The sequence below is a fragment of the Spirosoma migulaei genome (genome assembly GCF_054776855.1).
This window is the reverse complement of the sequence record NZ_BAAHBG010000039.1, coordinates 20,273-35,662: the sequence shown is the minus strand read 5'-3', so window position 1 is coordinate 35,662 and position 15,390 is coordinate 20,273. Positions and strand designations below refer to the sequence as shown.

Here is a 15,390-nt window from a genome sequence, read left to right as displayed (position 1 = left end):
GCAGGCAGGCGTAACAGTTCGCAAGCAGCAAAGCAGCAACGGTTGCATCTCGATGATGGTGTCATAGAGACATACGAAGGTCGCTTAATCGACCAGTTTGATATTCATCAATTCAAAGTTATGGGCGGTCAGGCCTATGTGGGTGGCTACCATCACGGGAGGCCCGTTGTCATGGCGTTCTCTTTCTTCGACCAGTCTACTAAGGTCCTGCCTGGCATGTATGTTAATCGAATGGAAATCAGCAGTCTGGAAATTGATGAAGCCAGACAGGAGGTTAACGTGCTGGTCCACTCGCTTAAGCGTCATTGCAGATTCTCGATCAGAACCTATAATTACGACAGCAAATTACTCCGCACACTGGATTTCGACGGAGCTGAAAATGCGCTTGTCTCGGGAAAACTGTTACCCGTCAATGACCATGAGTCGCTTTTAGTAGGTAACTATTCAACCGACTGCACCCCCTATTCGCAGGGCATTTATGTAACCCGCATTCGACATGGGGAATCTGGCAATACCGCTACTGATGAACCGACTACCGAGATTCAGTACATTGAATTCTCACAGCTCCAGAATTTCTTCAATTATTTAAAACCCAATCGTCAGCAAAAGCTGCTGGCACGGGCAAAAAAGAAGAAAGATGAAGGTAAAGATTACAAATTCCGCTACCGGCTGCTGGTTCACGATTTGCAACCAACGGCTGATGGACTCACATTGGTAGCCGAAGTATATTTCCCACAATATCGGGGTAGTGCCTTAGGGTATGGTGGCTATTTACGTGGAGCCGACCGGTATGAGGGGTATCGGTACACGCACGCCTTCATCTGCGGCTTCGACAAACAAGGAAAACTCCTTTGGGATAACTGCTTCCCAATTAAAGAACTGCTCAGTACCGACCTGACCGAAATGGTACAGGTATCGCAACAGGGCGACCGCATGGTACTAGCTTACCCTAGTGATGGAGAGATTACGACTGAGGTAATTCAGGGGAATAAAATTCTGAAAGAAACTGAGAAGTTCAAGCTCCTGACCAATGCAGAGAATGAAAAAGTAACGTTCTCAGCGCAGGATAACCTGATGGCGTGGTACGGTCGTCACTTTATAGCCTGTGGTTTTCAGAAAATTGCTCCATCCAAACACGTTTCCACCCAACGGGAAGTGTTTTACCTGAACAAGCTGACCTATAGCGAGGAAAATCAGCCAGCGAAATCAACCAGCGTTAAGACCCGAAAAAGCGACGGATCAGAACGATAAGCAGGTTCAGGATAATACTAACCACAATGCAAGTAACAATAGGAAAATAGAAACCACCCCCATTTTTCCCTTCTATACGAATATCGCCCGGCAAACGGCCTAACCAGCCTAGTTTGTCGCCGAAAAAGTACACGATCAGACCAATTAAGACAATGACAGCTCCGGCTAGTATGATGTATTTACCGATTGATGGGTTCATAGTAGTAGAATGACAAAAACCAGGCTTCTAAAATAAATACAATATTAATAACCCCTCACTTGCTTTTTCGGTAATTTCTTCTTAATTTTGCACCAGATTTTACAAGCGACATCCGTCGCGTCTCTGTTACTCTCCTTTTTACACGCTGAGTTTAGGTCTGACAGAGCCAATGTACGGATGTACAGGATGGGTTTCTGGGTGGACGCTTCATGAGTGAAGCTTTTGCGCGTGGGCTAATCGTCAATCGGTCGTATCGGTATAAGCCGCAGAGTCGGCACCGGTCGTTGTTCGTTTCCCCCTTTTGATGAGGGCGGGGGAAAATTGGGTCCTAGTTGGGTCGTTGGGCAGCTTCGTTCGTTGGGCAATTCTCGCAATATCGCGCCGTTCACTGGCACACACTCGTCTTCGTTTGGATGATTTATTTTATTTAATCATTTCCAATTAATGAAAACGAAAACAACCAAAGCCGTTGATCAAAACGATCTTCTGGATATTGAAAAAGTAGCAGCCGAAATGGCCGCTAGCGCAGTTTCTCCCGTTACTGAAGTTAAAACGGCGAAAGTCCCCAAAAAGAAAGTTGCTAAACCAGGCATCGAACTTACACCAGAAATCAATGCGGAAGATACTGCCGTTGAGACCGTTGTTGAAGGCATTGCCGATAAAGTAGTTATCGTTGCGGATGCGCCTGTTACAACGGAAGCTGAAGCAATAACACCCGTTATAACTAACGCTCCCGTAGTGGAAGTGGCTCCTAAAGTTGATCCAAATCAGATTTTATTCTCTAGTTTAGCTATTTCGCCCGAACTATTACAAGCCGTAACCGACATGGGCTTTATCAGCCCATCGCCGATTCAGGCCGAAGCGATTCCACCCATTCTGGCTGGTCGCGATGTGATTGGACAGGCGCAAACCGGAACAGGCAAAACAGCTGCGTTTGGTATTCCTGCGCTTGAACTGATTGATGTTCAGGATCGCTCGGTACAAACGCTGATCCTCTGCCCTACCCGCGAATTAGCGTTACAGGTAGCCGAAGAAATTAAGAAACTGGCCAAACACAAGCGGGGCGTTCGTATCGAAGCTATCTACGGTGGTGATTCCATCGAACGGCAGATTCGTTCGCTCAAAAGCGGTGTTCATATCGTAATTGGTACGCCAGGTCGTGTTATGGATCACATGGAGCGTAACACCCTCAAACTCGACAACGTGAAGATGATGATCCTTGACGAAGCCGATGAGATGCTGGACATGGGCTTCCGTGAAGATATTGAAAGCATTTTACAGGACATGCCCGAAGAACGGCAGACGATCCTGTTCTCGGCCACGATGTCGAAACCAATTATGCAGATCACACAAAAATTCCTGCAGGATCCTGTGCTGGTGAAAGTGGTTAAGAAAGAATTGACCAACATCAACATTGAGCAGGTCTATTTTGAAGTGAAACCAAAAGCGAAAGTTGAGGTAATGTGCCGTCTGATCGACATGTACGACCTGAAACTGCTGCTGGTATTCTGTAACACCAAACGTAAGGTTGACGAAATCGTAGAAGATCTGCAAATCCGTGGTTATCAGGCAGAAGGCTTGCATGGTGATCTGCGCCAGTCGCAACGGACCAACGTAATGAGCAAGTTCCGGGCCGGTACAACCAGTATTCTGGTAGCTACCGACGTAGCCGCTCGGGGTATCGACGTTGACGATGTAGATGCCGTTATTAACTTCGACATTCCGCTCGACGAAGAATATTATGTACACCGCATTGGCCGGACGGGCCGCGCTGGCAAATCGGGCCGGGCGTTCTCGATGGTGGGTCGCGATGAGAAATATCGTTTCCGCGAAATTCAGTCGTACACGAAAGTACGGGTTGAAAAAGGTGTAATCCCATCCTTTGAAGATATCGTTGGTGTGCGTAAGGCTCGTTTCATCGAGCAATTGCAAGAGACGATTAAGGAAAGCAAAGACCTGAATCTGTACGACGATTTACTGACGCAGCTGCATCATACCGGCTTCTCGACCGAACAGATCGTAGCAGCCCTGGTGAAACGCAGCATGGGTCTGGAGAAAAACGAATTCGCTGATCAAAATCTAGGCCTTGAAGATGATCGCCGTCGTGAAGAACGAGGTCGTGGAAATGACCGTTATGCTGATCGTGGACGCGGTGAAGACCGAGGTCGGGGTGAAGGCGGTGGCCGTTTCGAGGACCGTCGGGGTGGTGGCAATCGCTTTGGCGAACGCGACGACCGGGGGGCACGTTTTGGCCGTAATGACGGACCAGAGCGCCCACGTTTTGCCGATCGGGATCGTAATGAGCGTTCAGGCCGTGATGGTGAGCGCAAGCCTTATTTCGATCGGGACGACAAACGGGTTCCTCGCGAGCGTGAAGCCAATATGACCCGCCTGATGGTGAGCATTGGTCGTAAAGATTTCGTTCGTCCGGGCGATATTGTAGGTGCCATTGCCGGTGAAGCCAATATTCCAGGCAACAGCATCGGAAGCATCGACATCTTCGACAAATTCACGTATGTGGACGTACCGAAAGATGTTGCCAACCGCGTTGTTGACGTAATGGAAGGGAACACGATTAAAGGTCGCCGGGTAAATATTGAAATTGCACGTTAAGCACTAATTTCTGAGTTCATAAAAAACGCCAGGCTGTCGAAACAGCTTGGCGTTTTTGTTTTTATCAATTTGAAGATCCTACCGATGCAACGTCTTGCCTGTAGCCTTGTCTTTGTAAGTAAGTAGCGTGGAGCACGGTGCATGGAGTTAGGTTTAACCCCGCTCCATGCACCGTGCTCCACGCCAAACCCCAAACATATGCTACGCAGCTACATCAAAATCGCCTGGCGAAACCTCTGGAAAAACAAGACGTTCTCCTTCATCAACATTCTGGGACTTGCCTTAGGTATGGCCTGTAGCCTGCTCATTATGATCTGGGTACAGGATGAACGACAGATGGACAGGTTCCATAAAAACGATAGTCGCCTTTACCGGGTCATGGAAAATCAACACTACACGGGCGTTGTTAATACGTTTGCTTCCACGCCGGGTATTCTGGCCGAAAATATAGTTAAAGACATTCCAGAGATCCAGATGGCCAGCCAGATGCTTTGGGAAAATACCCCCTTATTTACAGTGGGGAACACCTTTGAGAAAGAAAAAGGGCGCTTTGTACAGGGTGACTTCCTGACCATGTTCTCATTTCCACTCAAAGAAGGCAACCCCAAAACAGCACTCAAACGCCCTGATGGACTGGTCATCTCCCAGAAATTGGCTGACAAATACTTCAAGGGTCAGGACCCAATGGGCAAAACCGTTCGGATTGATAATACCGACGATGTAATGGTAACCGGCATATTAGCCGATATGCCAGAATCGTCCTCGCTGAAGTTCGATTTCCTGATGAGCTATGACCGCTGGCAAAAAGCCAATAAATGGGCACGAGAATGGGGGAACAATGGACCCCGCTGTTACGTATTACTGGCCCAGAATGCATCTGTCGATAAGGTAAATGCCAAGATCAAAAACTATATCAAGACAAAGAACAAAAACAGTAATGTTGAGCTGTTTCTGCAAAATTACGGTGAGTCGTACCTGTATTCGAATTGGGATGCGGGCAAGCAAAACGGAGGCCGGATCGAGTACGTAAAAACATTCTCCATTGTCGCCATTTTTATTCTGGCTATTGCCTGCATTAATTTCATGAATTTGGCGACGGCTCGCTCGGTCAAACGATCCAAAGAAGTGGGGGTCAGGAAAGTAGTGGGCGCTTACAGAAACAGCCTGATTGGTCAATTCCTTGGTGAGTCGATGCTCATCACCCTGCTATCCCTGGTATTCTCGGTATTAATCGTTCTGCTCATATTACCCGTCTTTAATACCCTAACCGAAAAGCACCTTTCGCTCGATTTTTCTAATCCCACATTCCTGTTATTGCTACTTGCGTTAGCGGTTCTCACTGGGCTTATTTCGGGAAGTTATCCCGCTCTGTTTATGTCCTCGCTGAATCCCGTGGTCATCCTGAAAGGGGCATTGAAGTTTAAGTCAAGTGCTACTTATTTCCGAAAAGGGTTGGTAGTCCTTCAATTTGGGCTTTCTATTATGCTAATTCTGGGCACTATTGTCGTATATCGCCAGATTCAGTTTATTCAAACCAAAAATCTCGGCTACGACCGCGAAGGGCTGCTTTATATGCCGTTAGAAGGAGATTTAGCCAAAAATTTCCAAACGTTCCGGCAGGAATTGGAACGAGAACCGGGCATTAAGTCGGTCACCTGTGCTCAATCGGACCCACTTGAAGTAGGTAGTTCGACGCAGGGCGTTAAGTGGCCTGGAAAAGATACCACCCAACTGATACTCTTCAGCCAGAATGCTATTTCGTACGATTATGTAAAAACGATGGGCATTAAACTGCTCGATGGTCGCGACTTTTCGCCCGACTTTAGCACCGACACAAGCAACTATCTCATTAACGAAGCCGCTGCCCGAAAAATGGGTTACAAAACACCCGTGGGCAAGGAAATGACCATGTGGGATAAAAAAGGAAAGATCATTGGCCTAATGAAAGACTTTCACTATAACTCCCTTCATTCGGCCATTGAACCATTGATTTTACATTTACAGCGTGGCGTCAATGATACAACCAATTACTGGGGAAGTGTACTAGTACGGACACAAGCGGGGCAAACGAAACAGGCTGTCGCGAGTCTGGAAGCTAGTTTTAAGAAATTCAATCCGCACTTCCCGTTCAAATACTCGTTTACCGATCAGGAATTCGCGAACTTGTACAAGGCAGAAAACACGGTTAGCAAGCTCTCAAGTTATTTTGCTTTTCTGGCCATTTTCATTTCCTGCCTGGGCCTGTTTGGATTAGCCACGTTCACCGCCGAGCAACGTACGAAAGAAATTGGCATTCGAAAAGTACTGGGGGCCAGCGTTCCCAACCTCATCGGCATGTTGTCGAAAGAGTTCATTCTCTTAGTGCTACTGGCAGCCTTCATTGCGTTTCCGCTGGGTTGGTATTTTTTAAGCGGCTGGCTCGAAAAATACGCTTATCGGATCAACCTGGAGTGGTGGTATTTTCTCGTAGCCATCATGTCGGCTGTATTGATCGCCTTGTTCACCGTTAGTTTCCAAAGCATCAAAGCTGCGCTGATGGACCCGGTGAAGAGTTTACGAACCGAATAATGTAGAGACGCATCCTTGCGTCTCTACTCGTAATAATAGCCGAAGATGATTCCCATTTCATCCTCGCTGGTCAGGCCAAAACTGACAGCTTTCGTTGTGGTGTTGTTGTACGTAATTTCAGAAGTAAGCCCTTCGCCTTTCAGTAGGCTGATGGGCGTTGCGAACGTGATTATATCAGGATGTTCCCAGTCCGTTGAGGTATAAACCACCTCACCGTCACGCGTGCCGCCTTTGATTTTTATGACAAACTTCTCACCTAGCTTGTGCATATGAGAGGTTAGCGTCAGAACCTTACGAGGTTTATCGAACGTAAATGATTTCGTCATTGTAACGCGCGTATTGGCCGGAAGCGTAAGATTTGTATTACTCAGATTTAGGGTCTGCACAACCTTCTGTACAGTCGACTTATCAACTGTGTACAAATTTATCTGTGCTTCGCCTTTCATAACTGTTGTCGTTTTATTGACAAAGTGCGAATTCAGATCGAGCGATGCTCCAGCTGGAATAAGCAAGGCGGTTCCGGCCGGAAACACATAATCCTGATACTGAGCCTGCGAACCAGCGAAATACACATGGTTCGACATGGAAATAGCCGTCAATAGATTAAGTGAATTATCCGGGTTACGGAGATCACGAATGTCATTTAGATTCGGGAGGGTACTTTTATTCTGAAAATCGTACGCAACAAAATGGTGGCTTCCACTGCGCATCTTGGTTTCGTACCGATTCACATAAATGTCCTGCGTATTACCAACCAGCCGACGCGTAAATAGCTCCCGCTCAAAGTTTGGCTGGATATCGAACAAAGGTACAGCCATCTGAAAACCCACTCCAACTGCCGGAACGGGTAAGGGTTCATAGGTAGTTACCGTAATCGTTTTATCATCTAACAATTTGGCATCGGCTACACTGTCTGTCTTAGGCGCTCCCGCTTCAATCCACCGCCGAACAAACTCAATTTGCCCATCAGGTAGGGTTGCACCACCTAACGGCATTGGATTACCATACTGCTTCCCCGAATGGTGACCAGCCGAAATATTCAATTTATGGTATAGTAAGCTTTCCAACGATGCAAACGCTTTTACCCGCTTGAGACCATCCGCTTTGGCATCACTATTTTTAGGATCAACGCCCACTAAGTTTTCGTAAGCGACACCCGCAGCCAGTACAAGCCCATGTTGGATGAATGTGGCGTCTTTTTCGGACAAATGGCAGCCCGATGTAGCGCAGGAAGGGGTTAGTATCTTCTGCTGAATCAGATCGAAAGAGGCCATTTTAGCAGGATCTGGAGAGTCTGTAGCCGATTTAGTACAAGACACCAGATTCAGCAGCACAGCCGAAACACCAATACTCAGGCCTAAGCGCGTATAAGTCAGGAAGTTCATAATTGGTTTAGGCACAAATGTCCTTTCGAAAGATAACGTAATTCGAAAGAATTTCCGTTAACTATTCATTAAAACTGTAGGACAAAATCCTGTTTCGGCTGTTCCTGCCGAAAGAAAACCAAGCCTACCCAGAACAAATCAACGGTTACGCTGACGCTTGAGTGTACTTTTATATAAGCCCATGCCTGCTCCATTTCTGCCGACCAATGAATGTCGTCGAATACAAAAACGGTATCATTATGGATATTCGTCAGGCATGTTTCAAAATAACGTACAGTGGGTTCGTAGCGGTGATTGGCATCGAAAAAGACAAAGTCAATTGGCGCTAGGTTGACCACCGCAGAAGCCAGTGTTTCGTCTAGGTTACCCACAACGATATCCACATTCTGAACACCTAAGTGGGTGAAATTCTGCCGGGCAATGGCCGCGGTTTCCGGGCAACCTTCAAACGTGAGTACATGTCCCCCGTACGGCTTCGTTGCTTCGGCCAGATAGGCGGTTGTAATACCCAGCGATGTACCCAGATCAACGATATTCTTTGCCTGAAATCGCTGAATAAGCCGGAACAACAACCGACCAAAGCGACCCGGTTTCTGCGAATTGCGGGCAATATCACCAACTGTTCGTTGCCGGGATGGATTCACTTTGGAGCCAGCGCCAAAATCAGCAATAGTAATGAGTTCATTACGTCTGCGTAGCTCCTTTCGCAACAACTGCATAGGCGTAAATAAAGAATTAGAGGCCCGTTTAGCCCGAATAACCTCTGTGTATAAGGAAAAGAGAAAAGGAGAATGAAGCGAATGTTCGTCGCGGGCGCGACTTAGGTAACGAAGATAAGCGGTAATCAAAATGAATAATAGATAATGACTAATGGATAATGAAGGCTAGCAGCTCTACATGAATGTCAATGGAGCCAATCATTACTCATTGACCATTGTTCATTATCCATTGTACATTAATTTAACTTATAAGGGACAACCATCGTGAATTCGGGAATACCAATGCGGAGTTGTTTCCCGTCAATCATCCGTTCGACCAGATACGTACCCGTCATTTTCCCGATACTGGACCGAAGGTTACAGCCCGATACGTATTCATGCACCTCACCTGGCTCCAATACAGGTTGTAGACCCACAACGCCTTCGCCTTCCACTTCGCGAACCGTTCCGTTCGAGTCAAAGATCAACCAATGACGACGAAGCAACTGAATGGTATAGTCGCTGGCGTTTTCAATAGTAATTCGATAGGTAAATACGTAATGGGCTTGGAGCGGACTTGAGTAATCGGCCTGATACTCAGTCTTCACGCTAACTTTTACGCCTTCTGTGACTGACGAAACCATAAATTTAGTATCGTTTGCAACCTTAAAACGAAAATTAAGTTGATTAGTTTTGTTACGCAAGAACTGCCATGAAAATATTTTCAAGGATCAGGTTCTAGCGCTCGTAGGCGTATAATGCCTTATCACCTTTATCAGTTCCCTTCATGAACGTATCCATTGCCGAATCGTGGAAAATCCACCTGCAAGCTGAATTCAACAAACCTTATTTCATTGAACTTGCCGAGTTTATTCGGCATGAATATAGTACGCAACGTGTTTTTCCGCCCGGCCGATTGATTTTCAATGCCTTTGACAAATGTAGTTTTGATAACACGCGCGTTGTTATTCTTGGTCAGGACCCGTACCATGGCGAAGGGCAAGCCAACGGCCTCGCCTTCTCGGTAGCCGACGGGATCACGAAGCCCCCCTCATTAATCAATATATTTAAGGAAATACAGGACGACTTGGGCAAACCGGTGCCTAAGTCTGGGAATCTCGAACGCTGGGCCAGTCAGGGTGTTATGCTATTAAACGCTACCCTTACCGTGCGCGCAGGGCAGGCGGGGTCACATCAGGGGAAAGGCTGGGAAACGTTCACGGATGCGGTTATCAAACTAATCTCCGACGAAAAACGCCATGTTGTTTTTATGCTTTGGGGCGCTTATGCTCAAAAAAAAGGCGCAATCATCGACGGCAAAAAGCACCTGATTCTGAAAGCCAAGCACCCCTCCCCTATGGCGGCTAATTATGGTGGCTGGTTTGGCACCAAACACTTCAGTCAGGCCAATGCATACCTGGAGAGCAATGGACTGGCTCCTATTGAATGGTAGGTTTACGGTAGTCGGTTTATAGCTTTCAGTGTATGGAGACCAGCGCGAACAATGCTGAGATATCGGCCATCATAAACCATATACCGAAAATCAATGCGACTTATAATCTGTTTGTAAACCTGTGCAGATCCAGTTAGCCAGCGCCTGCCGATTATCGGCGAGTAAAAAACGCTGTTGATCTTTTCCATTACGGATATTTCCCAACTCAATAAAAACGGTAGGCGGGTGGCTATTTTTAACCACATATAAACTGCTTCGATCCGATACGGTGCCTAAATAATTACGCGTAGGCTGGCTGCGCTTGTAGCCAGATTGGAAACTTTTATGAATATGTTTAGCTAACTTTTTTCCCACCTTACTATTTTCATGGTGGTAGAAAAAGACGTCAATGTTCTGGCCTTCGCTTCGGCTATCGACATGAATAGTCACCATACGCTGGTAAGCCTCCCGATGTTTTGCGTGTAATTTATTGACGGCATCCGTACCCTGACGCAGCCGCAAGGTCTGGTTTAATGGAATCGGTTGATTAGGATAGGTAACCTCATCATGATCCAATTTTAATAAACTCCCATCCCGAATTCCATCATTCGGATCACGGACAATCATGTAGGTAGTAGCGCCGTGCTCCATGAGGGCACGAGCTAATCGGATCGTTACGTCATAGGCATACTCATCTTCAGGCAACACGTATTTCCCGTACCGTCCAATGGCACCAGGGTCTGGCCCGCCATGTCCCGAAACCAAATAATATACCGCCCCTTTCAGTTTCTGATCTTTAACGGTCACATGAGTTGATCCCGGTAACGACGTGGGCAATAGAGAATTTCCCTTTTTTTCAGCCTTTGCTGCGTTCAGTGTCTTACTCGATTTATGACGGACTAACCGCATCTTACGGCTTACAGATGCTTTTCGAAGCGTTTTCGCTACTCGGCTCTTACTATGATTTGTCCGGGCATTAGCGTGAATACCTTTTCCTTTGGCCAACGCCAAATGAGATTCTCCAGGACTCAGGATTAAAATCAGGAATATTACAGTCCAGATACAGTTGCCGTCATTCGATTTCATAACTAAAAAATTGTCAACGTATAGACTTATAAACGAGTCAATTAGTCACCAAATTATGCGTAAGCCAAACCCCCAGATTTGCTACAACATGCATAGGCAAATCTGGGGGTTTAGCTTATCGTATGCTTCAGTCTTGTTAATCAATCGTCCGGAACAGGCGATTCCATCGGATTTTATTCCAGATGTTAGCCGGATTAGGGTCGAGTGACATCCAGACAAATACGGCTTTACCCACGATGTGATCTTCAGGGACAAATCCCCAGAATCGCGAATCAAGTGAGTTGTCGCGGTTATCGCCCATCATGAAGTAGTAATCCTGTTTGAACGTATAGGAGGTTATTGACTTCCCGTCGATTTTAATGCTCGTTGGCGCTACTTCAACCTTGTCGTTTCCTTCATAGAGTTGAATAACTGGTCCGTATAGGGCAATAGTCTGCGCATTAAGCTGAATCGTTACGTCTTTTTTCGGAATCGTGATTGGGCCAAAGTTATCGTGGTTCCATTTGAACGTTGGTGTGCCGTAAATCATAGGAGCCATTTCACCCGGCTTTTCAGACATCGGTTCAATGCCTTTCACCCAATCAAATCCCTTGAACTTAGCAATTACCTCCTGGGTGGTATTAACGCTGTAACCCACCATTGTTGAGGTTTTGGTCGAGTCGTTATATTGCTCCAGTGGCTTCCAGTTTTCCGTTGGCTGGCTGGGGTCACGATAATCATTTACGATATCGTACTTACGGAAGAAATTCGCATCCAGCACTTCTGTCGTTTTAATGAAATACTTCTGCTCAGAGCGCGGAGGAGTGGGAAATGGTTTTCCGTTCACAAACACCTCGCGTTGCCGTACTTCCAGTACATCGCCTGGAATACCAATGCACCGTTTGATGTAATTGGTTTTCAGGTCAACGGGATAATCAATATTGTCGTTCAGGTATTTAGGTGGCACATTGAATACAACGACATCGCCATTCTTAACGTGGGTAAAACCGGGTAGCCGATACGATGGCAACTGAATAGCTGTACTGTAGGATGGAATATCCGTTCCCCAAATTTTCTGGTGGGTAAGCGGAACCTGTAGGGGTGTTCGAGGAGTACGGGTGCCGTAATGCAGCTTGCTTACGAACAGGAAATCGCCAACCATCAGGCTGTTTTCCATCGAGGGGGTTGGAATGGTGAAGGCTTCCATAAACAGCCACCGAATCAACGTAGCAGCCACGACGGCAAATAAGACGGAATCGAACCACTCCCGAATGGGCGATTTCTTCGCTTTAGCCGGTTGCACTTCGGCTCTGGTTTTAACTTCAGACATATTTACTACTGATGAATTATGACGGGGTGGCATCGGCATCCGACGCCCACGCGGTGATAAATGAGGTATCGAAACTATAAGACTCCTGTAAATCAGTAACGAAATTACGAAGATATGGCGATTTTATTGGGCCATTTATGCATAATTCATCATTACCCCAGTAAGTCATCCATGCCAAACACGCCCTCACGGCCCACCAGCCACTCGGCAGCAACCACGGCGCCAAGCGCAAATCCCTGCCGACTGTGGGCCGTATGGGTAATTTCTATTCGATCTACATCCGATTCGTACCGAACGGTGTGCGTACCGGGCACGGTTCCTTCGCGTAACGACTCAATTTCGATGGCATCATCACCCACAGGGGTGGGTTCGTGCCCATATTCATTATTGATCCAACGACGCTTGGTAGGTAAGTGCTCCATTACACCTTCGGCCAATGTGATGGCGGTTCCGCTTGGAGCATCCTTCTTTTCGGTATGATGAATTTCGGTCATCGACACATGATACGATGGATAGTTCCGCATGAACTGCGCTAACGTTTTATTCAACCGAAAAAATAAGTTAACCCCTATGCTATAGTTGGATGCGTAGAAAAACGCGCCTTTGTTATCTCGGCATAAGGCTTCAATTTCCGTGCGGTGACTGAGCCAGCCCGTTGTCCCACAAACTACTGGCCACCCCCGCTCCAGACAATAGGTTATATTTTCGGCCGCCGACTCTGGTGAACTGAATTCAATAACGACATCAACCTCATCAGGTTCCAGATTGGCTAAATCTGCGTGATTATCGGCATCAATGCGTCCTGCGATCTGGTGCCCCCGTCCGAGCGCAATCTGCTCGATCGTTTTACCCATTTTGCCGTAGCCGAGTAGTAGAATGTTCATAATAAGTAAATGGATAATGACTAATGTAAAATGAATAATGCTTGACGGTCTATGGTCATTTTACATTAGTCATTATCCATTATTCATTTAAATGTAAAGGCTACCCTCACGCCCGGCACAAAACCCGATCCGGGCATAGGCAGTACGTTGGGTTCAACGAGCATCGAGATGTCGTCGGTTAAATCAAAAGTTTTCAAATGAGCTGCCACATTGGCTTCTACAATACTGACAGCATACAAAACTACGGACAACAGAATATTTAAATCCCGATAACGTCGATAGGTGTCATAAGCATTCTTAGCACCCGCCGATGTATAAAAGTATTGCTGACCAATAAGGACTTTGTCTGGTAGTGGCTTGTATTCAGCATCTACAGTAAGCGCCTGTGTGATCCCAGTCGGAAATAAAGTAGGATCCAGAGTAACAGGGTACGCTGGCGCTACAAGCTCCTTGTAGAGTAGCCGGCGATATCCCACTTCTGCTTCTTGCGCAAGAGCTCGGTATCTGACGAATAGATAACCCATTACACCATAGCCAGCGTACACAAAGGGCATTTTATAATACTGTCGATTGTAGGCCTGGCCCAACGCAAGCACAGGAATAAGTGCGCGTATGGTTGCCTTTTTGGGGACAATCTTATGAATTTGGGCTTCCTGCTTTGCCGTTACGCGTAGCGTATCGGGACCGTCCAATGAGGTTGAATCATCATCTGGCGTCAGTACAGATTTACCCACCTGAACCGGCACACCATTTCGTCGGATGGTGTTAGGAATGGTATCGGTCGCCGAGCGCACTTGCCGGGTCGAGTCAATAGCAACTGGTGTCAGTGCTGGCTTGATAGCAGGGCGCTGCGCAAAGAGCGGTCCGGCCATTAACAGCAACAATAGGAAAACAACGAATGAGGTTGAAAACGGCTTCATAAACAGACAACGTACAAGACTTCTCTGGTTCGTCCGTTTGATCCCCCTTTTAAAGTAATTTAACACGATTGCGTCTACGAGCTTAGCTCTGCGAGTTCAGTACCTCCAGAATTTTAGTCAGTTCTTCCTGAGAAGTAAACGGAATCTTAATTTCACCCTTATGTTTCTCATCGGCTTTTATGGATACGCGGGTACCAAAAAGCGACGACAATTTAAACTGAAGACTCCGCATTTCCTGTTTGGGTAGGGTAACTCGCCGGGTACTTGTCAGTTCGTGCGCATCGTCAGATAGATTCCGAACGGCTTCTTCAACTTTACGTACCGACCATTCTTCATCAACAGCCTTTGTAAAAAGCCGGATTTGAGCGTCGGGATTTTCAATATTGATAATAGCCCGGGCATGGCCCATCGAAATCTTATTGTCACGAAGCGACGCCTGAATAACCGGGGGTAACTTCAGCAATCGGATGTAGTTATTAACGGTTGTACGGTTTTTACCAACGCGTTCGCCGAGCTCTTCCTGCTTCAGGCTGCACTCGGTAATGAGTCGCTGATAACTAAGGGCAATTTCAATGGCATTGAGGTTTTCACGCTGAATGTTCTCGATCAACGCCATTTCCAGCATCTGCTGGTCATTGGCCGTACGAACATAAGCCGGAATGCTTGTCAGACCCGCAATCTTAGACGCCTGCAAACGGCGTTCACCCGCAATAAGCTGATACCGCTCTTTCCCTAACTGCCGAACCGTAATGGGCTGAATAATACCCTGAGTTCGAATGGAGTCAGCGAGTTCCTGAAGCGCTTCAACATCGAATCGGGTTCGGGGTTGAAACGGGTTTGTTTCAATCAGTGCCAAGCCAATTTCGGTCATGGTACTAATCGACTCAAACGGCGACGGCTTCGACTGCCGACTAACCGATTCGCTATCGTGCAATAAGGCACCCAAGCCACGGCCCAATCCTATCATCTTCTTATTCGGTGCTTTGGTGTTTGCGTTGTCCATGTACTTATGGATTTACGATTTACGGTTTACGAATTACGATGT

Annotated in this window: 13 protein-coding genes; 4 read left to right on the top strand and 9 right to left on the bottom strand. The window is 46.9% G+C overall.

The window, feature by feature from the left end:
* Window positions 1–1,251 (top strand): hypothetical protein (locus ACYVGO_RS35090; RefSeq protein ID WP_460973362.1); only part of this gene is annotated, 1,251 nt, incomplete at its 5' end.
* On the opposite strand, the gene ACYVGO_RS35085 is transcribed toward ACYVGO_RS35090, so the two are convergent.
* Window positions 1,217–1,450 (bottom strand): DUF2905 domain-containing protein, encoded by a 234-nt coding sequence (locus ACYVGO_RS35085; RefSeq protein WP_142775318.1) that lies wholly within the window; start codon window positions 1,448–1,450, stop codon window positions 1,217–1,219. The genes ACYVGO_RS35090 and ACYVGO_RS35085 overlap by 35 nt on opposite strands.
* Window positions 1,451–1,894: 444 nt before the next feature.
* Between ACYVGO_RS35085 and ACYVGO_RS35080 the strand changes: the two genes are divergently transcribed.
* Together ACYVGO_RS35080 and ACYVGO_RS35075 are read left to right on the top strand one after the other, a co-directional pair.
* Window positions 1,895–4,063, top strand: coding sequence for a DEAD/DEAH box helicase (locus ACYVGO_RS35080; protein WP_460973361.1), 2,169 nt, complete (start codon window positions 1,895–1,897; stop codon window positions 4,061–4,063).
* Between the two features lie 198 nt (window positions 4,064–4,261).
* Window positions 4,262–6,631 (top strand): ABC transporter permease, encoded by a 2,370-nt coding sequence (locus ACYVGO_RS35075; RefSeq protein ID WP_460973360.1) that lies wholly within the window; start codon window positions 4,262–4,264, stop codon window positions 6,629–6,631.
* 23 nt (window positions 6,632–6,654) lie between these two features.
* Here the strand turns inward: ACYVGO_RS35075 and ACYVGO_RS35070 are convergent, their stop codons facing one another.
* The 3 genes from ACYVGO_RS35070 to apaG all read right to left on the bottom strand — a co-directional run bounded on the left by ACYVGO_RS35070 (window position 6,655) and on the right by apaG (window position 9,358).
* Window positions 6,655–8,016 (bottom strand): monooxygenase, encoded by a 1,362-nt coding sequence (locus ACYVGO_RS35070; RefSeq protein WP_142775321.1) that lies wholly within the window; start codon window positions 8,014–8,016, stop codon window positions 6,655–6,657.
* A 68-nt stretch (window positions 8,017–8,084) separates the two neighbouring features.
* The gene (locus ACYVGO_RS35065) at window positions 8,085–8,864 is read right to left on the bottom strand and encodes an O-methyltransferase (protein WP_460973359.1); all 780 of its coding nucleotides are present in this window, start codon (window positions 8,862–8,864) and stop codon (window positions 8,085–8,087) included.
* A 107-nt stretch (window positions 8,865–8,971) separates the two neighbouring features.
* The gene (gene apaG, locus ACYVGO_RS35060; RefSeq protein WP_111344227.1) at window positions 8,972–9,358 is read right to left on the bottom strand and encodes a Co2+/Mg2+ efflux protein ApaG; all 387 of its coding nucleotides are present in this window, start codon (window positions 9,356–9,358) and stop codon (window positions 8,972–8,974) included.
* Between the two features lie 143 nt (window positions 9,359–9,501).
* Between apaG and ung the strand changes: the two genes are divergently transcribed.
* Window positions 9,502–10,167: a uracil-DNA glycosylase gene (gene ung, locus ACYVGO_RS35055; protein WP_142775323.1), complete on the top strand. Its 666-nt coding sequence runs from the start codon at window positions 9,502–9,504 to the stop codon at window positions 10,165–10,167.
* Between the two features lie 90 nt (window positions 10,168–10,257).
* Here ung and ACYVGO_RS35050 read toward each other — a convergent pair whose 3' ends face one another.
* From ACYVGO_RS35050 to ACYVGO_RS35030, 5 genes are all read right to left on the bottom strand, one after another.
* On the bottom strand, window positions 10,258–11,232 hold the full coding sequence (locus ACYVGO_RS35050) for an N-acetylmuramoyl-L-alanine amidase family protein (protein WP_460973358.1): 975 nt from the start codon (window positions 11,230–11,232) through the stop codon (window positions 10,258–10,260).
* Window positions 11,233–11,368: 136 nt separating this feature from the next.
* On the bottom strand, window positions 11,369–12,541 hold the full coding sequence (gene lepB, locus ACYVGO_RS35045) for a signal peptidase I (RefSeq protein ID WP_142775324.1): 1,173 nt from the start codon (window positions 12,539–12,541) through the stop codon (window positions 11,369–11,371).
* Window positions 12,542–12,693: 152 nt separating this feature from the next.
* Window positions 12,694–13,425: a 4-hydroxy-tetrahydrodipicolinate reductase gene (dapB, locus tag ACYVGO_RS35040; RefSeq protein WP_142775325.1), complete on the bottom strand. Its 732-nt coding sequence runs from the start codon at window positions 13,423–13,425 to the stop codon at window positions 12,694–12,696.
* Between the two features lie 83 nt (window positions 13,426–13,508).
* Window positions 13,509–14,345: a DUF5683 domain-containing protein gene (locus ACYVGO_RS35035; RefSeq protein WP_460973357.1), complete on the bottom strand. Its 837-nt coding sequence runs from the start codon at window positions 14,343–14,345 to the stop codon at window positions 13,509–13,511.
* 82 nt (window positions 14,346–14,427) lie between these two features.
* Window positions 14,428–15,348, bottom strand: coding sequence for a ParB/RepB/Spo0J family partition protein (locus ACYVGO_RS35030; RefSeq protein ID WP_142775327.1), 921 nt, complete (start codon window positions 15,346–15,348; stop codon window positions 14,428–14,430).
* Window positions 15,349–15,390 lie beyond the last annotated feature (42 nt).